At 70.3% G+C, this 23944-nt stretch carries 21 protein-coding genes; 12 read left to right on the top strand and 9 right to left on the bottom strand.

Going from position 1 to position 23944, the window contains the following annotated elements; all coding sequences use genetic code 11:
* Positions 1–79: 79 nt before the first annotated feature.
* From J2X20_RS22035 to clsB, 4 genes are all read left to right on the top strand, one after another.
* Positions 80–877 (top strand): CsgG/HfaB family protein, encoded by a 798-nt coding sequence (locus J2X20_RS22035; RefSeq protein WP_310269539.1) that lies wholly within the window; start codon positions 80–82, stop codon positions 875–877.
* Between the two features lie 20 nt (positions 878–897).
* On the top strand, positions 898–1368 hold the full coding sequence (nudB, locus tag J2X20_RS22030; RefSeq protein ID WP_310269536.1) for a dihydroneopterin triphosphate diphosphatase: 471 nt from the start codon (positions 898–900) through the stop codon (positions 1366–1368).
* Between the two features lie 79 nt (positions 1369–1447).
* Positions 1448–2239, top strand: a complete 792-nt coding sequence (locus J2X20_RS22025; protein ID WP_310269533.1) for an endonuclease/exonuclease/phosphatase family protein — start codon at positions 1448–1450, stop codon at positions 2237–2239.
* On the top strand, positions 2236–3498 hold the full coding sequence (clsB, locus tag J2X20_RS22020; RefSeq protein ID WP_310269530.1) for a cardiolipin synthase ClsB: 1263 nt from the start codon (positions 2236–2238) through the stop codon (positions 3496–3498). The genes J2X20_RS22025 and clsB overlap by 4 nt, the downstream gene beginning before the upstream one ends.
* Here the strand turns inward: clsB and J2X20_RS22015 are convergent.
* The 3 genes from J2X20_RS22015 to hutU are packed head-to-tail and all read right to left on the bottom strand — an operon-like array spanning position 3492 to position 7916.
* A complete protein-coding gene (locus J2X20_RS22015) occupies positions 3492–4694 on the bottom strand; it encodes an alpha/beta hydrolase (protein WP_310269527.1) in 1203 nt (400 codons plus the stop codon). The genes clsB and J2X20_RS22015 overlap by 7 nt on opposite strands.
* Before the next feature lie 43 nt (positions 4695–4737).
* Positions 4738–6243, bottom strand: a complete 1506-nt coding sequence (hutH, locus tag J2X20_RS22010) for a histidine ammonia-lyase (RefSeq protein ID WP_310269524.1) — start codon at positions 6241–6243, stop codon at positions 4738–4740.
* On the bottom strand, positions 6240–7916 hold the full coding sequence (gene hutU, locus J2X20_RS22005) for a urocanate hydratase (RefSeq protein WP_310269520.1): 1677 nt from the start codon (positions 7914–7916) through the stop codon (positions 6240–6242). Before hutU ends, hutH begins: the two co-directional genes overlap by 4 nt.
* Before the next feature lie 68 nt (positions 7917–7984).
* Here hutU and hutC point away from each other — a divergent pair, with 68 nt between their 5' ends.
* The 7 genes from hutC (at position 7985) to J2X20_RS21970 (ending at position 14735) form a co-directional block, all read left to right on the top strand.
* Complete coding sequence (gene hutC / locus J2X20_RS22000) at positions 7985–8704, top strand: histidine utilization repressor (RefSeq protein WP_310269517.1); 720 nt, start codon at positions 7985–7987, stop codon at positions 8702–8704.
* Between the two features lie 69 nt (positions 8705–8773).
* A complete protein-coding gene (locus J2X20_RS21995) occupies positions 8774–9310 on the top strand; it encodes a HutD/Ves family protein (RefSeq protein ID WP_310269513.1) in 537 nt (178 codons plus the stop codon).
* Complete coding sequence (hutI, locus tag J2X20_RS21990) at positions 9307–10506, top strand: imidazolonepropionase (RefSeq protein WP_310269508.1); 1200 nt, start codon at positions 9307–9309, stop codon at positions 10504–10506. Before J2X20_RS21995 ends, hutI begins: the two co-directional genes overlap by 4 nt.
* Positions 10503–11303, top strand: coding sequence for an N-formylglutamate deformylase (gene hutG / locus J2X20_RS21985; RefSeq protein ID WP_310269505.1), 801 nt, complete (start codon positions 10503–10505; stop codon positions 11301–11303). Before hutI ends, hutG begins: the two co-directional genes overlap by 4 nt.
* The gene (gene hutF, locus J2X20_RS21980) at positions 11291–12661 is read left to right on the top strand and encodes a formimidoylglutamate deiminase (RefSeq protein WP_310269501.1); all 1371 of its coding nucleotides are present in this window, start codon (positions 11291–11293) and stop codon (positions 12659–12661) included. Before hutG ends, hutF begins: the two co-directional genes overlap by 13 nt.
* 60 nt (positions 12662–12721) lie before the next feature.
* A complete protein-coding gene (locus J2X20_RS21975) occupies positions 12722–14278 on the top strand; it encodes a methyl-accepting chemotaxis protein (RefSeq protein WP_310269498.1) in 1557 nt (518 codons plus the stop codon).
* A gap of 64 nt (positions 14279–14342) precedes the next feature.
* Entirely contained in the window at positions 14343–14735 is a 393-nt protein-coding gene (locus tag J2X20_RS21970) for a cupin domain-containing protein (RefSeq protein ID WP_310269495.1), read from the top strand.
* 3 nt (positions 14736–14738) lie between these two features.
* On the opposite strand, the gene J2X20_RS21965 is transcribed toward J2X20_RS21970, so the two are convergent.
* From J2X20_RS21965 to J2X20_RS21950, 4 genes are all read right to left on the bottom strand, one after another.
* The gene (locus J2X20_RS21965) at positions 14739–17825 is read right to left on the bottom strand and encodes an efflux RND transporter permease subunit (RefSeq protein ID WP_310269491.1); all 3087 of its coding nucleotides are present in this window, start codon (positions 17823–17825) and stop codon (positions 14739–14741) included.
* 12 nt (positions 17826–17837) lie between these two features.
* Positions 17838–18938: an efflux RND transporter periplasmic adaptor subunit gene (locus tag J2X20_RS21960; RefSeq protein ID WP_310269488.1), complete on the bottom strand. Its 1101-nt coding sequence runs from the start codon at positions 18936–18938 to the stop codon at positions 17838–17840.
* A 5-nt stretch (positions 18939–18943) separates the two neighbouring features.
* Positions 18944–20392 (bottom strand): efflux transporter outer membrane subunit, encoded by a 1449-nt coding sequence (locus J2X20_RS21955; protein WP_310269485.1) that lies wholly within the window; start codon positions 20390–20392, stop codon positions 18944–18946.
* A gap of 245 nt (positions 20393–20637) precedes the next feature.
* Complete coding sequence (locus J2X20_RS21950) at positions 20638–21294, bottom strand: TetR/AcrR family transcriptional regulator (protein WP_310269482.1); 657 nt, start codon at positions 21292–21294, stop codon at positions 20638–20640.
* Positions 21295–21523: 229 nt separating this feature from the next.
* Here J2X20_RS21950 and J2X20_RS21945 point away from each other — a divergent pair, with 229 nt between their 5' ends.
* On the top strand, positions 21524–22015 hold the full coding sequence (locus J2X20_RS21945; protein WP_310269479.1) for a RodZ family helix-turn-helix domain-containing protein: 492 nt from the start codon (positions 21524–21526) through the stop codon (positions 22013–22015).
* 12 nt (positions 22016–22027) lie between these two features.
* Here the strand turns inward: J2X20_RS21945 and J2X20_RS21940 are convergent, their stop codons facing one another.
* Complete coding sequence (locus J2X20_RS21940) at positions 22028–23068, bottom strand: asparaginase (RefSeq protein WP_310269476.1); 1041 nt, start codon at positions 23066–23068, stop codon at positions 22028–22030.
* Positions 23069–23258: 190 nt separating this feature from the next.
* Positions 23259–23918, bottom strand: a complete 660-nt coding sequence (locus tag J2X20_RS21935) for an NAD(P)-dependent oxidoreductase (protein WP_310269472.1) — start codon at positions 23916–23918, stop codon at positions 23259–23261.
* Between the last annotated feature and the right edge of the window lie 26 nt (positions 23919–23944).

The following is a 23944-nucleotide window of genomic DNA, read 5'->3' as shown; positions in this document are numbered from 1 at the left end:
GGGGGATGTCCCCCATTCCTAGGGCATGGCGGAGCCATGGCGGGGGCAGACTCTCGCGTCTCTTCCTCTGGTGACCCGCATGAACCCCGTCCGCTCCCTTCTGGCCATCGCCACCGTCCTGCTGATCGCAGGCTGCGGCAAGTCGTCCACCACGCTCGGTGACGGCGGGTCGGTCATCAGCGGCTCGGCCGGCCCCGCCGGCGCCCACAAGGCCAGCCGTGAGCTCGTCAAGTGCGACGCGCCGGTCGCGACCCTGGCCCTGGTCGAAAACCCCAACGGCTATGCCTATTCCGGCTACCAGCTGCCCTCCAGCCCCGTGCCCCTGGTGCGCTTGCTGGCCCAGCAGAGCGGTTGCTTCCGCGTCGTCGACCGTGCTGCCGGCCTCAAGGCCACGGTGCGCGAGCAGGAGCTCAAGGAAGCCGGCATCCTGCGCCAGCAGGGCAACACGGTCAGCAAGGGCAAGGGCTATGAGGCCCAATACAGCCTGACGCCCAGCCTGACCTTCAGCGAGCAGGACGCCGGCCGCCAGATCGGCGGCATCCTGCAGGCCATTCCCTATCTGAACAAGCTCGTCGGTGCGGCCGAACAGGTCAAGCTCAAGCAGGCCCAGGCGGCCCTGCTGCTGACCGACAACGAGACCACCGAGCAGGTGGCTGCGTCCACCGGTTCGGTCGAGGTCGCCGACCTGGGCGTGGGCGGCGCCGTGCTCGGCAAGCTCGGCGGTGCGGCGGGCGCGGGCTGGAGCAATTCCAACGAGGGCAAGGTCATCGCCGCAGCCTTCCTGGACGCCCACAACCAGCTCGTCGCCCAGGTGCGCGAGCTGCAGGCCAAGGAGCTGCCGCCCGAGGTGGCACGCCGCAAGGCCCAGGGCGGCTGACCCAGGGCTATGCTTTGGCCATGCAGTTGGCCAAGCCCTACAAGATCCCCGAGTCCGTCCTCGTCGTCATCCACACGCCCGATCTGCAGGTGCTGTTGATCGAGCGGGCCGACCATCCCGGCTACTGGCAGAGCGTCACCGGCTCCAAGGACACGCCCGACGAGGACCTGGCCGAGACCGCGCGCCGTGAGGTGCTGGAGGAAACCGGCTTCGACATCGCCGCCGTCGGGGGCGAGTTGCGCGACTGGAACCTCGCCAATGTTTACGAGATTTACCCGCATTGGCGGCATCGCTATGCGCCGGGCGTCACGCGCAATACCGAACACGTCTTCGGCCTACAGCTGCCCGGGAAGTTGACGCCGACGTTGGCGCCGCGCGAGCATCTATCGTGGCTCTGGCTGCCCTGGCATGAGGCGGCCGACCGCTGCTTCTCACCGTCCAACGCCGAAGCCGTGCTGCAGCTGCCGCGCTTCAGCGCCGCCACCTTATGAAACCCCCACGCTCACTCCGTTCTCTGCCCCCCGAGGGGGTGTTCAGCGGTTTCGGGCGGCCGGGCACCGCTGAGATGCCATGAGATCCGTCGCCCGCCCCACCCCCCATCCGCCCGGCGAAGTGCTGCGCGTGGCCACCTACAACATCCACAAGGGCGTGCGCGGCCTGGGGCCGGCCAAGCGCCTGGAGATCCACAACCTGCAGATGGGCGTCGAGGCCCTGGACGCCGACCTCGTCTGCCTGCAGGAGGTGCGCCTCTTCCACCATCGCGAGGCGGCCTATTTCGACCGCACCTGGTTCGGTTGGCCGGAAAAAGGCCAGGCCGAGTTCCTCGCGCCCGAAGGCTATGAGGTGGCCTACCGCACCAACGCGATCACCAAGTTCGGCGAACACGGCAACGCCCTGCTGTCGCGCTGGCCCATGGGCGACATCGGCCACCACGACGTGTCGGACCACTCCCTGGAGCAACGCGGCCTGCTGCATGTGCCGGTGCATTGGCATGGCACGGTCGTGCATGTGGTCGTGGCGCATTTCGGCTTGATCCATTCCAGCCGCATGCGCCAGGTCGACCGCCTCGCCGCCTTTGTGCGCGACAACGTGCCCGAGGGCGCGCCCTTCCTTGTGGCCGGCGACTACAACGACTGGGGCGAGCGCCTGGACACGCCCATGCGTGCCCACGGCCTGCGCCGCGCCACGGCGCCGCACGGGCGGGCTCGGGCGCCCACCTTCCCATCGCGCCTGCCGGTGTTCGCGCTGGACCGCGTCTATATGCGGGGCCTGCGCTGCACCGGCGTGCAGGTGCCGCGCGGGCCCAGCTGGGCCCGCATGTCCGACCATCTGCCCCTGGTGGTGGAACTGGCGCTGGAATGAGGCGACTCGGCACGAAGCGGCGCCGCCGGCACCATGCCGTCGATCCCGGCTTCGTCGGCGGCAACGAGGTCGAGCTGTTGCGTGGCGGCGATCAGCTTTTCCCGCGCATGCTGGCCGCCATCCGTCACGCCGGCAGTGAGATCTGGCTGGCGACCTATATCTTTCACGACGACGAGACGTCGCTCGCCCTGGCGGACGCCTTGATCGCGGCCGACCGGCGCGGCGTGCGGGTGCGCGTCGTCGTGGACGGCTTCGGCAGCAATGGCAGCATCCGCAGCCTGCGCGGGCGTTTTGCCGGCAGTGGCGTGGCTCTGGCCGTGTTCCGGCCCATGGACCGCTGGTGGCGCTGGTTCCAGCCGGGCCAGTTGCGCCGTCTGCACCAGAAGTTATGCGTCGTCGATGGCGACATCGCCTTCGTGGGCGGCATCAATGTCATCGATGATCGTTTCGACATCCATCACGGCCGCAGCGAACTGCCGCGGCTGGATTTCGCGGTGCAGCTTCGCGGCGGCCTGGTCGACCTGGTGGCGCAGAGCGTGCGTTCGATCTGGTCGCGCGCCTGGCTGGGTCGCGAGTTCGATGACGCGCTGCTGGACTATGTGCCCTTGCGCCGCCGCTTCGGCCTGTGGCTGACCCAGCTTTGGCGCGGCCCGCAGCGCCTGGCCGAGCCGGTATCCAGGCTGCGGCCCGTGAGCGCGGCTTTCGTGCTGCGCGACAACCTGCGCCGCCGCCGCACCATCGAGCATGCCTACGCCGACGCCATCCGCGGGGCCCGCGCCAGCGTCGACATCATCTGCCCCTACTTCTATCCCGGCCAGCGCATCCGCCAGGCCCTGCGCAGGGCGGCCGACCGCGGCGTGCGTGTACGCCTGCTGCTGCAGGGCAAGCTGGACTATCGGCTGGCCGGCTGGGCGGCCGAGGCGCTGTACGCCGACCTGCTCGGCCATGGCGTCGAGATCTACGAGTACACGCCGGCCTTTCTGCATGCCAAGGTCGCCGTCGTCGACGGGCAATGGGCGACGGTGGGCAGCTCCAACATCGACCCGCTGTCCCTGCTCGTCAACCTGGAGGCCAATGTCGTCGTGCAGGACGCCGGCTTCGCGAGCCGGCTGGCGGGCGAGATCGAGATGGCCATTGCGGTGTCGCAACGTGTTGGCGAGCGCGCCGGCACCGGCTTGCGCGCGCTGATGCACCGGGCGGTCGTGGTGTGGTTCGCCTATGTCTTCCTGCGTGTGGCAGGTGCTGCTGGACGTTACTGAGCGTCCGCCCGGTACAGAAAGTCCAGCATCGCCGGCACGCGGCGCGCCCAGCTGCCCTCGTCATGGCGGCCGCTGGGGTCTTCGACAAAGCGCAGCGCGCCGTCGCTCCAGCCCCGCCGGCGCAGCGAATCGTTCAGCTCGCGGGCGAGTTGCACCGCCTGGTCGCCTTCCTGGACCCCCATGTCCAGCCACAGCCGTGGCCGCGGCGCGGCCGTCGTGGCGGCCACGTCGCGCAACAAGAAACGGTCGTCCCACCAGACCGAGGGCGAGACGACCAGGGCCGCGCCAAAGGCCTCGGGCCGGTGCAGGGCCAGCCACATCGAGACCAGACCGCCCAGCGACGAGCCACCCACGGCCGTGTCGGCCGGGCCTGGCTGGGTGCGGTAGCGCGCGTCGATGACGGGCTTCAGCTCCTCGACGAGGAAGCGGGCATAGGCCGCCGCGCCGCCGCCGCGCCGCTCCGCCGCCTGCTTGCCCAGGCGTTCGGCCGACAGCGTCATCACCGTCGGCGTGTAGTCGTCCATGCGCGTCGCTTCATTGCTGGACACGGCGACGACGATGAAGGGCTTGAGGCGGCCCGACGCCACGCCGCGTTGCGCCGCCTCGTCCACCTGCCATTCGCTGCCGGCGGCCTGGGCGTCGAAGACGTTCTGGCCATCGTGCAGATAGAGCACCGGGTAGCGCGCCTGCGCATGCTCGGCATAGCCCGGCGGCAGCCAGACCTGCACCTCACGTGGGCTCACATGCGTGGACGCCACGACGCCCAGGCGCTCGATGCGGCCCACGCGCGAGACCGGCACGTCGCCGGCCGGCGCGCCGAACAGGCGCGCGACCATGACTTGCCCGCCATTGAGCAGCAGGGCGTGGTTGCGTCCGGGCTCCCAGCCCTCGCTGCCGTCCTGACCGGCCCCTCGCTCGATGCGGAATTTGTAGGCCAGCGGCTGGCCTCCGGTCGCATCGTCGGGCAGGGTCAGTTGCAGCCGATAGCGGCCCGGCTTGCCGCCGGGTTCGGCCAGCAGGGAACGGTCCCAGCTCAGCGGCGCTGCGCCACCGCGCAGGCCGAGGCGGTCACGGGCCGGGTCGAAGCGGCCGGCGGCGATCTCGGCCGTCAGGTCGATGGCGAAATGCAGGGTCGTCTCCGCCTGGCTGGACGCGGCGAACAGGCCCAGCAGCAGGGCGGCGATGAAGGGGCGCATGCCGCCAAGATAGACGAGGGCGGCTGGCGCCGCCGGAAGTCATTCAGGCATCGAAGCGCGGCGCATGGGGCGACACCAGCACGCCGGCCTGCACCAGGGCCGCGGCGCGCTCGATGTCGGGCGCCAGGTAGTGGTCGGCGGGGCTGCTGGCGCAGTCGGCACGCAGCCGCGTGTGCAGGGCTTCCACCGGCGCCGAGCTCTGCAGCGGGCGCAGGAAGTCGATGCCCTGGGCCGCGGCCAGCATCTCGATGGCGACGATATGGGCCGTGTTGTCGATCATGGCGTGCAGGCGGCGCGCGGCGAAGGTGGCCATGGAGACATGGTCCTCCTGGTTGGCGCTGGTCGGCAGGCTGTCGACGCTGGCCGGGTGGGCCAGGCTCTTGTTCTCGCTGGCCAGGGCCGCGGCCGTCACGTGGGCGATCATGAAGCCGCTGTGCAGGCCGGCGTCGGCCGTCAGGAAGGGCGGCAGGCGCGAGATGGCCGGATCGATCAGCATGGCGATGCGGCGCTCGGCGATGGCACCGACCTCGGCAATGGCCAGGGCCAGGTTGTCGGCCGCAAAGGCCACCGGCTCGGCGTGGAAGTTGCCGCCCGAGACCATCACGTCTTCGAACACCAGCGGGTTGTCCGTCACCGCATTGGCCTCGCGCACTAGCACCTGGGCGGCGTGGCGGGCCTGGTCGAGGCAGGCGCCCATGACCTGGGGCTGGCAGCGCAGGCAATAGGGGTCCTGCACGCGCTCGTCACCCTCGCGGTGGCTGGCGCGGATGGCGCTGCCGGCGAGCAGTTCGCGGTAGACGCCGGCGACCTCGATCTGGCCGGGCTGGCCGCGCACCTCGTGGATGCGGGCGTCGAAAGGACCGTCGCTGCCGCGGGCCGCATCCAGCGTCATCGCGCCGCTGGACAAGGCGGTGGCGAACAGGCCCTCGAAGCGCAGCAGGGCATGCAGGGCCAGGGCCGTGCTGGCCTGGGTGCCGTTGATGAGGGCCAGGCCTTCCTTGGCGGCCAGGGTCAGGGGCTTGAGCTCCAGGCGGGCGAGTTCGTCGCGGGCCGACACGCGCTGACCCGCAACCAGGGCTTCGCCTTCGCCCATCAGCGCCAGCGTCATGTGTGCGAGAGGCGCCAGGTCGCCACTCGCGCCGACCGAGCCCTGGCAGGGCACATAGGGAACGAAGCCGGCGTTGAGGGCGTCCAGCAGCGCCTGCACGACCTCGCGGCGTACGCCCGAGAAGCCGCGCGCCAGGCTGCCGGCCTTGGTGGCCAGCATCAGGCGCATGACCTCGGGCGACATCGGTGCGCCGACGCCGACCGCATGGCTGCGGATCAGGTTGAGCTGCAGCTGGGCGAGCTGGTCCTTGGCGATGCGGGTGCTGGCCAGCTTGCCGAAGCCGGTGTTGACGCCGTAGACCGGCGCGTCGCCTGCCGCAGCGGCGGCCACCAGCGCGGCGCTCTTGTCGACGGCACTCCAGTCATCGAGCTGCAGCGCGGCGCGGCCGGCGGCGATGTCGGCGAGCTGGGCCAGCGTCAGTTGTCCGGGGATGAGTTTCATAGCGACGGGAGATTGAGTTCGTTCTTCTGGGCGCAGGCGACGGCGGATTCGTAGCCGGCATCGGCATGCCGCATGACGCCGGTGCCGGGGTCGTTCCACAGCACGCGCTCGATGCGCTTGGCGGCCGCGTCCGTGCCATCGCAGACGATGACGACGCCCGAGTGCTGGGAGTAGCCCATGCCGACGCCGCCACCATGATGCAGCGACACCCAGGTGGCGCCGCCGGCGGTGTTCAAGAGCGCGTTCAGCAGCGGCCAGTCGGAGACGGCGTCCGAGCCATCCTTCATGCCTTCGGTTTCGCGATTCGGGCTGGCGACGGAGCCGCTGTCCAGGTGGTCGCGGCCGATGACGATGGGCGCCTTCAGTTCGCCGTTCTTGACCATCTCGTTGAAGGCCAGGCCGGCGAGGTGGCGCTCACCCAGGCCCAGCCAGCAGATGCGTGCCGGCAGGCCCTGGAAGGCGATGCGCTCGGCGGCCATGTCCAGCCAGCGGTGCAGCGCCGCGTGCTGCGGGAACAGCTCCTTGAGCTTGGCATCGGTCTTGCGGATGTCCTCGGGATCGCCCGACAGGGCCACCCAGCGGAAGGGGCCCTTGCCCTCGCAGAACAGCGGCCGCACATAGGCGGGCACGAAGCCGGGAAAGTCGAAGGCGTTGGCCACGCCCTCGTCCTTGGCGACCTGGCGGATGTTGTTGCCGTAGTCCACCGTCGGGATGCCCATCTGCTGGAAGGCCAGCATGCCCTTCACGTGGTCGGCGCAGCTCTTGGCGGCGGCGGCCTTCAGCTCGGCGTGCTGGGCCGGGTCGCTTGCTGCGGCCTTCCATTGCTCGACGCTCCAGCCGGCCGGCAGATAGCCGTTGATCAGATCGTGGGCCGAGGTCTGGTCGGTGACGAGGTCGGGCTTGATGGCCGTGCCCTGCTTGCAGCGCTCGGCGAGCTGCGGAATCAGGCGCGCCGCATTGCCCAGCAGCGCGATGGACTTGGCCTCGCCGGCGGCGGTGTACCTGGCGATGCGGTCCAGCGCGTCGTCGAGGTCGAAGGCCTGCTCGTCCACGTAGCGGGTCTTGAGGCGGAAGTCGATGCGCGACTGCTGGCACTCGATGTTCAGCGAGCAGAAGCCCGCGAAGGTGGCCGCCAGCGGCTGGGCGCCGCCCATGCCACCCAGGCCGGCCGTCAGCACCCAGCGGCCCTTGGCGACGCCGCCGTAGTGCTGGCGCGCGGCCTCGGCAAAGGTTTCGTAGGTGCCCTGCACGATGCCCTGGCTGCCGATGTAGATCCAGCTGCCGGCCGTCATCTGGCCGTACATCATCAGGCCCTTGCGGTCCAGCTCGTGGAAATGCTCCCAGTTGGCCCAGGCCGGCACGAGATTGGAGTTGGCCAGCAGCACGCGCGGCGCATCCGGATGGGTGCGGAACACGCCCACCGGCTTGCCCGACTGCACCAGCAGGGTTTCATCGTCGTTCAGCTCGCGCAGCGATTTGAGGATGGCGTCGAAGGCATCCCAGTTGCGCGCCGCCTTGCCGATGCCGCCATAGACGACCAGGGCGTCCGGGTTCTCGGCCACGGCGGGATCGAGGTTGTTCTGGATCATGCGGTAGGCCGCTTCGGTCAGCCAGCTCTTGCAGTGCAACTGGGTGCCGGTGGGGGCCTTCACGGGGCGGGGCAGGGCGGTCATGGGAGTTCTCCGACGAAGTGGGCGGACTCTAGTTGTCTATACAAGTCAAGTCAACTAGGATGCCGACCATGCCGCGATCCGCCACCAGCCCAGAACCGCAATACCTCAAGGTCAAGAACCATCTGCGCGAAGGCATCGCCAGCAGCCACTGGGTGGCGGGTGATCTGCTGCCGAGCGAGGGTGCTCTTGTCTCCCAGTTCGAAGTCAGCCGCATGACGGTGAACCGGGCCCTGCGCGAGCTGGTGCAGGAAGGCCTGATCGAGCGTGTGCAGGGTGTGGGCAGCTTCGTGGCCCAGCTGCACCGCATCTCGTCGACACTGAATGTGCGCGACGTGCATGAGGAGATCGTCGAGCGCGGCGGCAGCCACGAGGCGCGCGTGCACGCCCTGACCCGCGGCAAGGCCACGCCCCAGCAGGCGGCGGAGCTCGGCCTCAAGCGCGGCGCGCCGGTCTTCCTGAGCCTCATCGTGCACCTGGAGAATGGCATCGCCATCCAGTGCGAGGAGCGCGCCGTCAACCCGGCCTGCGCGCCCGACTACCTGGCGCAGGATTTCACCCGCATCACGCCGACCCACTATCTGCTGGACGTGGCGCCGCTGTCCGAGGCGCGCTACATGATCGAGGCAGCCTTGCCCGGAGAGGTCGAGGCCAAGCTGCTCGGCATCAACCGCCGCGACCCCTGCCTCGTCGTCAAACGCATCACCTACAGCCGCGGCGTGGCCGTAACCAGCGTGAAACTGACCCACCCGGGTGTACGTTACCAATTGCAAGGGAGCTTCGCGGCATGAGACGAGCCGCATGGAGCTGCGGAAAATGCTCCGTCCCCGCACGACGGGGTTGAGCGCAAGGAAAAGAACATGAGTTGGAGCAGGGTCAGTGCGGCCGATGTGCAGCCGCAGGCCTGGAAGAACGCAGGCGGCACGACGCGGGAGCTGCTGGCCTGGCCGCACGCCCATGACTGGGCGCTGCGCATCAGCGTTGCACGCGTCGAACGCGACGGGCCGTTCTCGGCCTTCCCCGGTGTGCATCGCTGGCTGGCCGTCATCCGCGGCTCGGGCCTGCGCCTGTTCGACTGGCCGCAGAGCGTGGGCGATGAGCCCCTGCGCTTCGACGGCGGGCTGGCCCCCGAGGCCGAACTCATCAAGGGCGAGACCGAGGTCTTCAACGTGATGGAAAGGCGCGGCAACCTGGAGGTCGAATCGGCCCACCATGTGCTGCTGCCCAGGACGCCCTGGGTCGGCCTGTTCACCGTCAGCGGCGGCCTGCTCGAGCATGGCCACCGCGCCATGCCGATGGCGCCGCTGACCCTGGCCTGGTGCGAGGATCCCGTGGCCCAGAGCTGCGTCTTCACCGGCGAGGGCAACGCCTGGTGGCTGACCTGGAGCGGCGAGTGAAGGGCTCCAGGCTCTGGCGCGGCGGCCTGCTGGCGACGCTGGCCGGCGACAGCGGCTGGGGTCTCATCGAGGACGGCGCCCTGCTCGTCGAGGACGGGGTGCTGCGCTGGGTGGGTACGGGCGCCGAGGCACCGGCGGCCGACGAGGTCGTCGAGCTGCGCGGCGCCCTGGTCACGCCCGGCCTGGTGGACTGCCATACCCATCTCGTCTACGGCGGCAGCCGCGCCCATGAGTTCGAGCAGCGCCTGCATGGCGCCAGCTATGCCGACATCGCCAGGGCTGGCGGCGGCATCAAGTCGACGGTGGCCGCCACGCGTGCCGCCGGAGAGGCCGACCTGCTGGCTTCCGCCCGCAAGCGCGCCCAGGCTCTCATGGCCGAAGGTGTGACGACGCTGGAAGTGAAGTCCGGTTATGGCCTGGAAGCGCCCACCGAAGCCCGCATGCTGCGCGTCGCGCGCCAGCTGGCTGGGCTGGGCGTCGACGTGCGCACCACCTATCTCGCCGCCCACGCGCTGCCACCTGAGTTCGCCGATGCCGACGACTACATCGCTGCCGTCTGCCTATGGCTGCCGGATCTGTTCGATGCCGGCCTCGTCGATGCCGTGGATGCGTTCTGCGAAAACATCGCCTTCAGCCCGGCCCAGGTGGCGCGCGTCTTCGACGCGGCCAGGCGCCTCAGCCTGCCCGTCAAGCTGCATGCCGAGCAGTTGAGCGACCAGGGCGGCGCCCAGCTGGCCGCCGGCTATCGCGCGCTGAGCTGCGACCATCTCGAATACCTCAGCCCTGCCGGCATCCAGGCCATGGTCGAGGCCGGCACCGTGGCGGTGCTGCTGCCGGGCGCCTACTACGCCTTGCGTGAGACCCAGCTGCCGCCGATCGCGGCGCTGCGCGAAGCCGGCGTGCCCATCGCCATTGCCACCGACCACAACCCCGGCAGTTCGCCCACGCTGTCGCCGCTGCTGATGCTGAACATGGCCTGCGTGCTGTTCCGGCTGACACCCGAGGAAGCCTTGCGCGGCCTGACCGTCAACGGCGCCCGCGCCCTCGGCCTGCGCGATCGCGGCCAGCTGGTGGCCGGCCAGCGCGCCGATTTCTGTGTCTGGGATAGCGCGCATCCGCGCGAGCTGGCAGCATGCTTTGGACATAACCCGCTGACAGAGCGGGTCTTCCAGGGAAGAAGACAGGGAGAAGCATGAGCGTGTTTCAACTTCGGCAGGGCCGCGCGCCGCTGCTGATCAGCCTGCCGCATGCGGGCACCGAGATCCCGGCCGAGCTGCACGACCGCTTCGTGCCGCGCGCCCTGGCCAGCGAAGACACCGACTGGCATCTGGAGCGCCTGTACCGCCCGCTGGCCGAAGCGCTTGGTGCCAGCCTCATCGTGCCGCGCTACAGCCGCTATGTCATCGACCTGAACCGTCCCTCCGATGACGCACCCCTCTACCCCGGCGCCTCGGGCGGCACCGGCCTGGTGCCGACGCGCTTCTTCACCAGCGAGCCTCTGTACCGCGACGGCGGCGAGCCCGGCGCGGCCGATGTCGATGCGCGGGTCGAGGCCTACTGGCGGCCGTATCACGAGGCCCTGGCGGCCGAGCTGACGCGGCTGCGGGCCGAGCATGGCCGGGCCATGCTCTTCGAGGGACACAGCATCCGCTCCGTGCTGCCGTGGCTGTTCGACGGCGAGCTGCCGGCCCTGAACCTCGGCACGGCCGACGGCGCCGCCTGCGCTCCCACCATCACGGCCCGGCTGGGCGCGCTGCTGGCTGGCCAGAGCCAGTTCAGCCAGGTCGTCAACGGCCGCTTCAAGGGCGGCTATATCACCCGCCATTACGGCCGCCCCGCCGAGGGCTGGCATGCGGTGCAGCTGGAGATGTGCCAACGCTGCTATATGGACGAGGCCGCCGACCCGCGCACGGCCTATGACGAAGCGCGCGCGGCCCAGGTCACGCCGCTGATCGAGAAGATGCTCAAGGAGATGCTGGCATGGCAGCCTTGAAGCGCCTTCATGCCGCCCTGGCCTGGGTGGACGGCCGCTGGCAGCGCGATGTGCTGCTCAGCGTCGACGCCAATGGCTGCTGGTCCGACATCACCGTCAACCTGCCGGCGCCTGCCGATGCCGAGAAGCTGGGCGGCCCCGTCATCCCCAGCCTCGTCAACGCCCACAGCCACGCCTTCCAGCGCGCCTTCGTCGGCCTGGCGGAGCGCCGCGAGGCGGGACAGGACGACTTCTGGAGCTGGCGCGACCGCATGTATGCCCTGGCCCTGCGCATCTCGCCCCAGCAGCTGCACGCGGTGGCCAGCCAGCTCTATGCCGAGATGCTGCGCGGCGGCTACACCCAGGTCTGCGAGTTCCACTATCTGCACCACCCTGCGCAAGGCCAGGCCTTCGACGACGAGCTCGACATGGCCTGGGCCCTGGCTTCGGCCGCTGAGGAAGTCGGCATCGGCCTGACCCTGCTGCCCGTGGTCTACACCCGCAGCGGTTTTGCGGCCGACGGTCTCAGGCCCGACCAGCACCGCTTCGCCGCCGACGCCGATTGGGTCTGGCGCTCAAGCCAGCGCATCATGGCCGCGGGCCTGCCGCGCGTGAATGCCGGCGTGGCCCTGCATTCGCTGCGCGGCGCCTCGCCCCAGGACATCGCCCGTCTGCGCGACCTCGTCGGCGCGGCCGATCTGCCCGTCCACATCCACGTGGCCGAGCAGACGGCTGAGGTGTCCGATTGCCTCCAGGCCACCGGCCGCCGGCCCATCCAGTGGCTGGCCGACGAGGGTCATCTGGACCCGCGCTGGCAACTGGTGCACGCCACCCATGCCGAGCCGGCCGAGATCGAGGCCGTGGCCCGCAGCGGCGCCGGCGTCGTCATCTGCCCGGGCACCGAGGCCAATCTGGGCGACGGCCTGGCCGACCTGCCGCGCTGGCTGGCGGGCGGCGTGCCGCTGACGGTCGGCTCCGACAGCCAGGTCACGCGCGGCTGGGTGGAGGAGGTGCGCTGGCTGGAATACGGCCAGCGCCTCGTCCTGCGCCAGCGCAACGTCGCGTCGGCGCCGGGCAGCCAGCCGTCCAGCGCGGCCCGGCTTTTCGACGCTGCGGTCCACGGCGGCGCCCGGGCGGCCGGCTTCACGGCCTGGGGACTGACGCCGGGTGCCCGGGCGGACTGCCTGGTGCTGAACCGCGAGGCCGACGCCCTGCGCGGCCTGCCCGACGAAGCCCTGCTGGATGCCGTCGTCTTCGGCAGCAATGGCTCGCCCTGGCAGTCGGTCTGGGTGGCCGGCCGGGCGCGGCCCTGGCGGGCCCCCACCCGGGTGGGGGATGCCTTCGAGGCCGCCATGCGTGAGATTTGGGCCACCAACTAACCCAAATCGATCAGAAATGGCTACGCTTCCCCATCCCAACGGAGGGGTGAGGAGGTTGCCATGATCGACATGAACCAATTCCCGATCCGGGCAAGGCTGGCCGCCGTGGGCGTGCTGGCTGGCCTGGGCATGCTGCTGATCGGCGGCTCCGGCCTGATGGCCCAGTCCGACGCCAGCGGCCTGCTCAAGCGCTTCGTCGACAACGACGTGGAAGCCCTGGCCCAGTTGTCCAGCGCGCGTGCCGCCGTCGGCAATCTGCGGCGCTATGAGAAGGACAGCCTGATCAACATGGCCGACGCGGTGGCTGTCGCCAGATACCGCAAGGAATGGGACGAGACCGAGGTCAAGGCGCGCGCGGCCCTGGACAAGGTGGCCGGCCTGCAGCTGAACAAGGACATCCTGGCGGCCGTCGCGGAGTCGCAGCGCGCGCTGAAAGCCTACCGTGAGGGTTTCCAGCCCTTCGCCGAACGCGTTGCCAAGGGCGAGTTCCCCGACACGGCCGAGGCCAACAAGGGCATGGAGCCCGTCAAGGGGCCGGTGCGGACCCTGGACAAGGAGCTCGCGGCACTGACCAAGCTCATCGACGAAAACTCCGAGCAGCAGATCGCGCAGATCGACGCGCGCTTTGCCTCGTCACGCACCGGGCTGATCGCGCTGCTGGTGGGGGCCGTCGCGGTGCTGGCCCTGCTGCTGCATGCCAACTCCAAGTCCATCCTGACGTCGCTGCAGCGCGCCGTCGCCGCGGCCGAGCGCATTTCGCGCCAGGACCTGACCGGCGAGGTCCAGGCCCGCGGCCGCGACGAGACGGCCAAGCTGATGCGGGGCCTGGCGACGATGCAGGACTCCCTCGTGACCGTCGTGCGCCAGGTGCGCGGGGCCACCGACAGCATCGCCCACGCGTCCAAGGAAGTCGCGGTCGGCAGCCATGACCTCAGCTCGCGCACCGAGCAGGCGGCGTCCAATCTGCAGGAGACGGCCTCGGCGATGGAGGAGCTGACGGCCAGCGTCACGCACAACGCCGAGTCGGCGCGCCAGGCGGACAAGCTGGCCGGTGACGCCGCCGAGGTGGCGCGCCGCGGCGGCGAGGTAGTCAGCGAGGTGGTCGCCACCATGGGCCGCATCAGCAGCTCGTCCCACAAGATCAGCGACATCATCGGCACCATCGACGGCATCGCCTTCCAGACCAATATCCTGGCCCTGAACGCGGCCGTGGAGGCGGCGCGTGCCGGCGAGCAGGGGCGGGGCTTTGCCGTCGTCGCGGCCGAGGTGCGCACCCTGGCCCAACGTTCGGCGGAAGCGGCCAAGGAGATCAAGGCCCTGATCACGCGCAGCACCGAGAACGTCGACAGCGGCTCGGCCCTGGTCACCCAGGCCGGCGAGACGATGAAGGAGATCAATGCCTCCATCGCCCGCGTGTCCGACATCGTGGCCGAGATCAGCCATGCCACCAGCGAGCAGAGCACCGGCATCGGCCAGATCGGCCAGGCCATCTCGCGTCTGGACCAGATGACGCAGCAGAACGCCGCGCTGGTGGAGGAGTCGGCCGCTGCGGCCCAGAGCCTGCAGCAACAGGCCGACGAACTTTCCCAGTCGGTGGCGGTGTTCAGGCTGAGCTGAGGCCGGGTTGCGCTATGGTGCGCGCCCGGCTGTCGCCGGGCCGCCATCCACTCGCAGCCACCTCATGATCGTCCGCAAAGCCGCCGTTCCCGTCGAAACGAATTCCAAGCCCGGCTGGGGCCGCGTCGACACGGCCCGCCTCGCAGACGCCGGCGGCCTCACGCAGTTCGGCGTGAACCTGCAGGTCCTGCAGCCGGGTGCCAAGGCGTCGATCCGCCACTGGCATCGCCATGTCGATGAATATCTCTTCGTCGTCAGCGGCGAGGTGACGGTGACGGAGGACGATGGCGCCCACACGCTGCACCCCGGCGATTCGGCCTGCTGGCCCGCCGGCGTGCGCAATGGCCACACCGTCTCCAACCGCTCGGCCCAGCCTTGCTCCTACCTCATCGTCGGCACGCGCGGCCTCGATGAGGCCGGCGAGTATGTCGACGACGCTGACATGCCGCCGGGCTGATCTTCAGGCAGGCGCCGCTTCCACCTGTGCCTTGCCACGCTTGCGGCTCACGCGCTGGATGAAATCGTCCACCACCTCGTAGAGCACCGGGATCACCAGCAGGCTCAGGAAGGTGCTGGTGATGAGCCCGCCGATGACGACGACGGCCATGGGGGCGCGGAAGCTCGGGTCGGTGCCGAAGCCCAGGGCGATGGGCATCATGCCGGCGCCCATGGCCAGGGTCGTCATGACGATGGGCCGGGCGCGCTTGTGGCAGGCGTCCAGCAGCGCGTCCAGCCTGGAGAGACCCTGCTCGCGCTGGGCGACGATGGCGTACTCCACCAGCAGGATGGAGTTCTTGGTCGCGATGCCCATCAGCATGATCATGCCGATCATGGCCGGCATTGAAAGGTCGGTGCCGGTCACGAACAGGGCCAGGATGGCGCCCGGGATGGACAGCACCAGGGCGCCCAGGATGGTCACCGGCTGCACCCAGGCGTGGAAGAGCAGCACCAGCACGATGTAGATGCAGGCCACGCCCGTGCCCATGGCCAGCGCAAAGCCCTGGCCCAGCTCGGCAAAGGCCTCGGCGTCGCCGATCTCTGCCTTGCTGATGCCCGGCGGCAGGTTGGCGATGCTGGGCAGGGCCGCGGCGGCCGCCTGCACTTCGCTGAGCGGCATGCCGTTGAGCTCGATCTCGAAGTTGACGTTGCGCAGCCGGTCGAAGCGGTCGATCTGGGCCGGGCCGCTGGTGATGGTCAGGTCGGCCACCTGCTGCAGGGGCACCGGGCCGCGCGCGCCGGGCACGGTCAGCTGGCCGAGCAGGGCCAGGTCGGCGCGGGCAGCGTCGGGCAGGCGCACGACGATGGGCACCTGGCGCTGTGACAGGTTGAGCTTGGGCAGGAACTGGTCGTAGTCGCCGGCCGTCGCAATGCGCAGCGTGTCGGCGATCGCGGCCGTGGATACGCCCAGGTCGGCCGCACGCGCTGCGTCGGGGCGCACGATGAGTTCGGGGCGCTGCAGGCTGGAGCTGCTGGTCACCTGACCGATGCCGGACAGGCCGCGCAGCTCCTTCTCGACCTTGGCGGCATGGGCGGCCAGGGCGTCACCATCCTCGCCGGCCAGCACGAGCTGGTATTTGTCATTGGAGCCGCCGAAGGTCACCTTGATGCGGGCGCCGGCAATGCCCTCCAGTTTCTCGCGCAGCTCGCGCTCGATCTGCTGCTTGCTGATGCCGCGGCGCTCATGGCGCGGCGTCAGGTTCAGCGTCAGCGTGGCCTTGCGGGCCTCGGCGGCGCCGCTCATCGCAAAGGGGTCACCACCGGCATTGCCGCCGCCCACGGCCGTGTAGACCAGCTTGACCTGCTTGTGCGCGGCCGCGGCGGCGCGCGCCTGCTCGGCGATGGCCGCCGTCTGCTCATAGGTGCTGCCCGGCGGCAGCTCGATGCTGATCTGGGTCTGGCTCAAGTCATCCGGCGGGATGAAGGCGCCGGGGATGGCACCCATGAACAGCGGTGCGCAGGCCGCCACGCCGAAGGCCGCGGCGATGGCCAGGGTCTTGCCCTTGTGCGTGAAGGCCCAGCGCGCCGTCTTCATGTAGCTGGCCATCCAGAAGGGCTCCTTGTGGGCCTTCTTGGGGGGCTTGAGGATGTAGGCGGCCATCATCGGCGTCAGCATGCGGGCGACGACCAGGGAGAAGAACACGGCGATGGAGGCCGTCCAGCCGAATTGCACGAAGAACTTGCCGACCACGCCGCTCATGAAGGCGGTGGGCAGGAAGACGGCGATCAGCGTGAAGGTCGTCGCGATGACGGCCAGGCCGATCTCGTCGGCGGCCTCGCGGGCCGCCTCCAGCGGCGTCTTGCCCATCGTCAGATGGCGCATGATGTTCTCGATCTCGACGATGGCATCGTCTACCAGCACGCCGATGACGAGGGATAGCGACAGCAGGGTCACGACGTTGAGCGTGAAGCCCATCCAGTGCATGACCAGGAAGGCCGGGATCGCCGACAGCGGCAGGGCGGTGGCGCTGACCAGGGTCGCGCGCCAGTCGCGCAGGAAGAACCACACCACCAGCACCGCCAGCAGGGCACCTTCCAGCAGCAGCGACAGGCTGCCGTTGTAGTTCTCGATGACGGGGTCGACGAAGTTGAAGGCCTCGGTGACGGTGATGTCGGGATGGGCGGCCTTGAGCTCCTCGAGTGCGGCGCGGATGCGCTCGGCCACGTCCACCTCGCCGGCACCCTTGGCGCGCACGATCTCGAAGCCGACCACGGCCTTGCCGTTCAGGAAGGCACCGGCACGGCGCTCGGCCAGGGTGTCGCTGACCGTGGCGACCTGGTCCAGGCGGACGTGCCGGCCGTCCGACAACGGGATGCTCATCGCGGCCAGCTCGGCCGCCGTCTGCACGGTGGCGATGGTGCGCAGCGACTGCTCGGCGCCGCCCAGCGTCGCGCGGCCGCCGGGGGCTTCCTGCTGCACCTGCTTGAGCTGGCGCGACACATCGGCCGCGCTGACGCGCAGGGCCAGCAGGCGGGCCGGGTCGATCTCCACGCGCAGCTCGCGGCTGACGCCGCCGACGCGGGCCACCGAGCCCACGCCGCGCACGGCCAGCATGCGCTTGGCAACCTGGTTGTCGACGAACCAGGACAGGGCCTCGTCGTCCATGCGGTTGCTCGAGACCGTGTAGGTCAGGATGGGCATGCCCGACAGGTTCATCTTGGTGATGACCGGGTCGCGCAGGTCGGCCGGCAGGTCGGCGCGCACCTTGGCGACGGCGTCGCGGGTGTCGTCCAGGGCCTCCTGCAACGGCTTCTCCAGCCGGTACTCGACGGTGACGGTGGCGATGCCGTCCTGCACCTTGGTGTAGATGTGCTTGACGCCGGTGGCCGTGGCGACCGAGTTCTCGATCTTGCGGGCGACCTCGGTTTCCATCTGCGCGGGCGCGGCGCCCGGGAGCGAGGCGCTGATGACGATGGTGGGCAGCTCGATGTCGGGGAACTGCTGGATCTTCATCTGCTTGAAGCCGTAGAGGCCGGCCGCCGTCAGCATGATGAAGAGCATGATGGCCGGCACCGGGTTGGCGATGGACCAGCGGGAGACGTTGAACATCGTCTTGTCTCCTTAGGGCGCGACGCGGACCGTGTCGCCGTCCACCAGGAAGCCGACACCGGACTCGACGACGGCCACGCCTGCCGCCAGACCGGACTTGACCTCCACGCGGTTGCCCTCGCGGCGGCCGATCTGCACCTTCTGCTCGCGCACCTTGGTGCCGTCGATGCGGAAGACATAGCTGAAGCCGTCGCGCAGCAGCACGGCCGTTTGCGGCAGCGTCAGGGCGCTGCTCTCGCCGAGCACGAAGTCGCCGCGGGCGAACAGGCCGGCGCGCAGAGCCTCGCCGGCCTTCAGGTCGACATAGACCAGGCCGTTGCGGGTCTGGGCGTCGATCTGCGGCGCGACGCGGCGGATTCGGCCTTCCAGGGCCGGGGCGCCGCTGGGCTGCACCCGCACGGTCTGGCCGACCTTGAGCTGGGCCAGCTCGGCGCCGGGCACCTCGGCCCGCCATTCCAGGCGGCCCTGGCGCTGCAGGCGGAACAGTTCCTGGCCCGGCTGCACCAGGGCGCCCGGCGTGGCGACGCGGGCGCTGATGACGCCGTCGTCCGGCGCCGTGATGCGGGTGTAGGACAGGCGCAGCTCGTCGGCCTGCACGCGGGCCTTGGCGGCGGCGACACGGGCCTGGGCGGCGCCGTCGGCGGCCAGGGCCTGGTCGATGGCTTGCGGCGACAGGGCTTCGCTGCCCTGCAGGGTCTTGACGCGCTCGGCGGTCTGGTGGGCCTCACGGGCCGAGGCCTCGGCTTCCAGCAGCGCGGCCTTGCTGGCGGCGAGGTCCGCTTCCAGTGTGCCGGGGCTCAGGCGGGCCAGCAACTGCCCTTTCCTGACGCGGTCACCGACGTCGACCTCCAGCGCGGCCAGGCGCTGGCCGCCGATCTCGGCGCCGATGATGGCCTCCTGCCAGGCGGCGATGGAGCCGGTGCCCGACAGGGTCTGGGCCCAGGTGCCGGCCTGGGGCACAACGCGCTTGACGGTCAGGGCCGGCTTGGGTGCCGCACTGGCGGCAGCATCGGCCGCGAAGGCGGGGCTGGACAGGGCGGCGACAAAGGCAGCGGCGAGGGCGACGGTCAGGGCGGCGGTGACGGCGGTGGTGTAGCGGATGCGGATCTTCATGGCGTTCAGCGCGCGGAGGCGGTGTTCGTGTTCGTTGGGGCTTCAGCGGTCCAGCCGCCGCCCAGGCTGCGGTAGAGGCGGATCCAGGCCAGGGCGTGCTCGGCGCGCACGCTGAGCACGGCGTCGTAGGCGGCCAGCGCGTTGCGGAAGGTGGTGTTGCGCTGCACGCCGCTTTGCAGGCCGGCCTGGGCCTGGGAGAAGGAGCGCAGCGCAATGCCTTCCCACTCGCGCTTGACGGCATCCACCTCGCGCTCGCGCTCGGCACCAGCGGCCACGCGTTGCAGCGACTCTTCCACCTCGGCCACGGCCGTCTGCCAACGGGCCTGCAGGGCCGCCGCGGCTTCGTCAGCGGCGGCTTCGGCGCCCTCGGCGCGCGCCTTGCGCTGGCCGCCATCGAAGAGGGGCAGGCTCAGCGAGGGGCCGATGGCCCACATCGACGTGTTGCTGCTGGAGCCGCCGACGCGCAGCCGCGACTCGCCGGCCAGGGCGCCAAGGCTGAGCTGCGGCCAGCGCTGGGCTTCGACGCTGCGCTGCTGCTGCAGGGCAGCCAGCCAGCGCTGGTGAGCGGCGGCGACATCGGGTCGCTGGGCCAGCAGTTGGGCGGGCGGGGCGCCGACGTCAAAGCCCGGCACCTTGGGCTGGCTGCGGCGCAGCTCGAAGCCGGTGTCGTTGATGGCCGGCGGCGCCAGCTCCTTGGCCAGGTCCTGGGCCTGCTCGCCGCACAGCAGGGCCAGGCTCTGCAAGGCGATCTGGGCCTCGGCCCGCCACTGGCTGCGGGTGGCCGAGGCCACGGCGCGGTCGGTGTTCAGCAGGGCGGCGTCGCTGACGCTGATCAGCCCGGCCTTCTGCTGCTCACGGCCCCAGGCGGCAATCTGTTCGGCAAAGCGGTTGTCCAGTTCCGACGATTCCTCATGGGCCTGGGCCAGGCGCAGCTGCACATAGGCCTGGGCCACGTCGGCGGCCAGGCTGACGCGGGCAGCATGCCAGTCCGACGTCGCGGCCTGGGCCTGCAGCTTCTCGGCCGCGGCGGCGGCGCGGAGGCCGCCGAAGAGGTCGACCTCCCAGCTGGCATTGAACTGGGCGCTGCCCTGCGTGCTCATGCCGGGCACGGTATTGAGATTGCGGCCACGCTGGGCTTGGGCATTGGCCGTGGCCTGGGGCAGCAGGGCGGCGCGGGCCTGGGTGGCGCTCGCCTCGGCCTGGCGGCGGCGGGCGGCGGCCTGGGCCAGCGTCGGGCTGCGGCCCTGGGCGCGCTCGATGAGGCGGGCCAGCAGCGGGTCGTCGAAGGCCTTCCACCAGTCGTTCAGCGCCGCCGTGCTGCCGCCGTGGGGCAGGGGCGAGCGCCAGGCGGCGGGGATGGCGGTCGAAGCCGGCGCGGCGGCAGGCGGCGCCGTCATGCAGGCGCTCAGTAGGGCCAGCAGGGACGCGACGAGAAGTTTGCGTGGGTGGTTCATTTCAGTTGTCCATTGCGTGTTCGCGTTACCTGCTCCACGTGAAAACCGGGTATTTCGGGCCGAGCGCCGGGCCGCTCCCTAGCCGGCCCGCCATGGCGATGTGCTCGCGGCTCAATGCCGCGGGCATCGCCGTCCCCACGGGGGCTGAGGCCGGACACGGCGAGTCCAGTGGACTCACCGTGCCTGCCGAAGGGCAGCGGGCTTGGCCGCTGCGCGGTCTGCAAGACCGGTCAGGCGCACCGCGTTCAGCGGTGTGAGGCTGGACGAGGGGCTTCATGTTTCTCGCGTTCGTAGGCCACCAGCGCACAGCCCCAGTCGGCGAGGCGGTGGCAGGTCTGCTCGAGCAGGGGGTCGTCGGCCAGCAGTTCGGGGTGGAAGGCGTCCAGCATGGGCCGGGTCATGGAGTAGTCATGGGCCATGGCCTGCAGGCCCATGGCGAGCTGGTGGATGGCGGCCGTCGGCTCGGCCAGGCCGGCGTGCTGGGCCAGCAGGCGGGCGAAGCGGTCGAAGAGGGGGCCGACTTCCTGGGCCACTGTCTCCATGAAGATGGGGCTGGGCGCCTGCATCTCGCGGAAGAACATCTGGGCGCTGCAGGCGCCGTCGTCGAACAAAAAGGGCTGCAGGAAGCGGCGGATGGATTCGTGCAGGCTCAAGCCCGGATCGTCGAAACCGGCCAGCTGCTGCTGCAGGTCGACGACCGGCAGGCGCAGCACCTCGCGGTAGAGGCCGTCCTTGTCGCCGAAGTGGTAGTGGATGGCGCCCGGGTTGACCCCGGCGGCGGCGCAGATCTCGCGTGTCGTCACGGCGTCGAAGCCGCGCTCGCCGAACAGGCGCATGGACTCCTGTAACAGGCGCTCGCGCGGCGGCAGGGGGGCGGTGGAGGAGGGCTTTTCAGCGCGCATGGGGTCGGACTGTAAAGCCAATCAAGCGCTTGCTTGGTCGCGTTTTGTATCGTTTTTTATCGGCTGGCGACGGACAAGGCGGCGCGCAAGGCATCAGATCGGCACCAACCGGCAAGGGGGCGCTTGACGGTCTGGGAACGGTCTTTGCCTGCCTTCAGGGCGGCGTCGGCCGCGCCGCGTTGCCCGTGGATGGCAGCGTGAACCGCTTCATCAACTCTGGAGAGTCATCATGAGCAGGAAATTCACCCCCTTGTCGACCACCGTGGCGGTCGCGACTGCCGGCTTGATCATCGGCATTGCCGGCTGCGCCTCGACGCGCTCCAGCGACGAACATGTCGCCCAGTCGCAGGACGCGGATACGACGCCCACCCTGGCTCAGGCCACACCGACCAATCCGCTGGATGCGACGAGCCAGCCCAATGCCATCGACACGACGACGGTGGCCATGCCAGCCGAAACCCCAGCCCCGGCAGCGCCTGTTGCCAGCATCGACCCCCAGCCTGCCCAACCCATCAGTGAGGCCACGCCACCCGCTGCGCCGGTGACGGACGTCAGCGCTGCGCCGCCCATGCCCGCCCAGACGACCCAGCCCAGCACGCCGGCGTATCCGAGCAGCACCGACACGACGACGTCGAGCACGGCCACGACGACCACGACCGATACATCGACCAGCAACAACAACGCCGATCAGGCACTGCCGCCGCGCCGCGACCGCCACTGAGGCGCAAGCTGACTAGGGCGCGAGCGCCTGGCTGAGCGCTTGCGCCGGCCGCAGCGAGCCGACGTCGATGCCGCGCCAGTTGCGCAATTGCAAGTGGCTGTAGCCGCGCAACAGCTCGTCCTCGGTCTTCAGCAGGGCCTGGGCGACCGCTGCAAACGCGGCCTCGGCCGCGCGGACGGCGCCGTCGTCGATCTTCAGCGCGATGCCCAGGCCCAGCTCCGGCAGGGCCGCGCAGTAGACGCCCTCGGCGCCGATCTTGCAGAAGACGCGCTCGCCATAGGCCTGCATGACGCGGGTGTCGAAACGGTCCGTGCCGCCGACCATGAAGGGCGCCACGGCGACGGCTTGGCGCAGCCTGCGCGCGGCGCGGGCGTTGGCGTCCGACAGGCCCTGGCCGCTGCCGCAACGGGCGAAGGCCAGCGCCAGCGCGCGCAGGGGCAGGGCGAAGGTCGGGATGGAGCAGCCGTCGGTGCCGCGCGGTGCCTTTTCGACGTCAATGCCCGTGGCCGCCGACAGCGCCGCGGAGACTTCACGCATGACCGGGTGTTCCGCTGCGACATAGCCGCGTGCGAACGCGGCTGGCTCGGTGCCGGCGTTGCGCGCCCCAATTGCCATATGGCAGGCGACGCAGATGAAGCCAGCATGCTTGCCCGAGCAGTTGTTGTGCAGCGGCGTGGCCAGCTCGCCGCGCGCCACCATGCCGCGCAGCACCGGCTCGCGGCTGGGCCATTGGGTGCCGCATTCCAGCGCGTTGGCCGTCAGCCCCAGCTTGGCCAGCACGCCGGCGGCCGTGGCCACATGCTCGGGCTCGCCGCTGTGCGAGGCGCAGGCCAGCGCCAGCTCAGCGTCGTTGAGACCGAATGTCTCTGCGGCCCCGCTGGCGACCAGCGGTAAAGCCTGCAGCAACTTGACGGCCGAGCGCGGGAAGATGGGCTGGTCGACATCGCCCAGGGCCGTGTGCACGGCGCCCGAGGCATCGACGATGGCCAGGGCGCCGGCATGGCGGGATTCGACGGCGCTGCCGCGCAGGACTTCGACGAGGACGGGGTTCATGCCGCGCATCATCGGCCGAAACGGACGGGCCACGAAGTAAGGCCCGATGCACTCGGCATCGGGCCCCGGTGTCGGTCAGCGCCTGTAGAGCAGCTCTTCAGCTGCAACTCCGGCTCGCGACAACTTCAATCTAGCCGAGCCGCGGCCCCTGCGCAGGTGGGCAAGGCCGCATGCGCACGTCAGCGCTGCCCTACGCCAACGCCGCCACGGTGAAGCGGGCACGCAGATGGCGCGGCTGCTCGATCTCGTCGGCAATCGCCACGGCCAGGTCGGCCACCGAGATGCCGGCAGGCGCCTCGCCCGCCATCAGCAGCTGCTCACCGCCGCTGCGGTAGTTGCCGCTGCGCTCACCCGGGGCCAGCAGGGCCGGCGGGCTCAGGAAGGTCCAGTCCAGCGTGGTGTTGCCGCGCAGCGCGGTCAGGTGGTCGCGGGCGGCACGGGCGCCGGGCACGATGTTGGCGGGCACATGGCTGGCGAATTCCGGCGTGTCGACGAGCTGCACGCCGGGCGCCACGAACAGGCTGCCGGCGCCGCCGACGACGAGCAGGCGCTTGACGCCGCTGGCCTCGACGCCCTGGGTGATGGCGTTGGCGCCGCGCAGGAACTTGTCATACAGCTCGGCCTCGTTCCAGCCCGGGTTGAAGGCCGACACGACGGCGTCGTGGCCGCGCACGGCCGACGCCACGGCGCTGGCGTCGTAGGCGTCCGCGGCGACGGCTGTCAGGCCGGTGCGGGCTTGCAGCTTGGCGGGGTCGCGCACCAGGGCGGTGACTTGGTGGCCGCGTTGCAGCAGCTCGGCGAGGACGGCGGCGCCGACGAATCCGGTGGCGCCGATGAGAGCGATGTTCATGAGGGTCTCCAAGGGGTTGAAAGCGA

Source organism: Roseateles saccharophilus (genome assembly GCF_031458095.1).
GTDB lineage: Bacteria > Pseudomonadota > Gammaproteobacteria > Burkholderiales > Burkholderiaceae_C > Pelomonas > Pelomonas saccharophila_A.
This window is presented reverse-complemented; position numbering and strand designations above follow the sequence as displayed.

Bases quoted from the DNA above. Each gene is read 5' to 3' on its own strand.
- J2X20_RS22035 (WP_310269539.1), top strand. From the start codon at position 80: ATGAACCCCGTCCGCTCCCTTCTGGCCATCGCCACCGTCCTGCTGATC.
- nudB (WP_310269536.1), top strand. From the start codon at position 898: ATGCAGTTGGCCAAGCCCTACAAGATCCCCGAGTCCGTCCTCGTCGTC.
- J2X20_RS22025 (WP_310269533.1), top strand. From the start codon at position 1,448: ATGAGATCCGTCGCCCGCCCCACCCCCCATCCGCCCGGCGAAGTGCTG.
- clsB (WP_310269530.1), top strand. From the start codon at position 2,236: ATGAGGCGACTCGGCACGAAGCGGCGCCGCCGGCACCATGCCGTCGAT.
- J2X20_RS22015 (WP_310269527.1), bottom strand. From the start codon at position 4,694: ATGCGCCCCTTCATCGCCGCCCTGCTGCTGGGCCTGTTCGCCGCGTCC.
- hutH (WP_310269524.1), bottom strand. From the start codon at position 6,243: ATGAAACTCATCCCCGGACAACTGACGCTGGCCCAGCTCGCCGACATC.
- hutU (WP_310269520.1), bottom strand. From the start codon at position 7,916: ATGACCGCCCTGCCCCGCCCCGTGAAGGCCCCCACCGGCACCCAGTTG.
- hutC (WP_310269517.1), top strand. From the start codon at position 7,985: ATGCCGCGATCCGCCACCAGCCCAGAACCGCAATACCTCAAGGTCAAG.
- J2X20_RS21995 (WP_310269513.1), top strand. From the start codon at position 8,774: ATGAGTTGGAGCAGGGTCAGTGCGGCCGATGTGCAGCCGCAGGCCTGG.
- hutG (WP_310269505.1), top strand. From the start codon at position 10,503: ATGAGCGTGTTTCAACTTCGGCAGGGCCGCGCGCCGCTGCTGATCAGC.
- hutF (WP_310269501.1), top strand. From the start codon at position 11,291: ATGGCAGCCTTGAAGCGCCTTCATGCCGCCCTGGCCTGGGTGGACGGC.
- J2X20_RS21975 (WP_310269498.1), top strand. From the start codon at position 12,722: ATGATCGACATGAACCAATTCCCGATCCGGGCAAGGCTGGCCGCCGTG.
- J2X20_RS21970 (WP_310269495.1), top strand. From the start codon at position 14,343: ATGATCGTCCGCAAAGCCGCCGTTCCCGTCGAAACGAATTCCAAGCCC.
- J2X20_RS21965 (WP_310269491.1), bottom strand. From the start codon at position 17,825: ATGTTCAACGTCTCCCGCTGGTCCATCGCCAACCCGGTGCCGGCCATC.
- J2X20_RS21960 (WP_310269488.1), bottom strand. From the start codon at position 18,938: ATGAAGATCCGCATCCGCTACACCACCGCCGTCACCGCCGCCCTGACC.
- J2X20_RS21955 (WP_310269485.1), bottom strand. From the start codon at position 20,392: ATGAACCACCCACGCAAACTTCTCGTCGCGTCCCTGCTGGCCCTACTG.
- J2X20_RS21950 (WP_310269482.1), bottom strand. From the start codon at position 21,294: ATGCGCGCTGAAAAGCCCTCCTCCACCGCCCCCCTGCCGCCGCGCGAG.
- J2X20_RS21945 (WP_310269479.1), top strand. From the start codon at position 21,524: ATGAGCAGGAAATTCACCCCCTTGTCGACCACCGTGGCGGTCGCGACT.
- J2X20_RS21940 (WP_310269476.1), bottom strand. From the start codon at position 23,068: ATGAACCCCGTCCTCGTCGAAGTCCTGCGCGGCAGCGCCGTCGAATCC.
- J2X20_RS21935 (WP_310269472.1), bottom strand. From the start codon at position 23,918: ATGAACATCGCTCTCATCGGCGCCACCGGATTCGTCGGCGCCGCCGTC.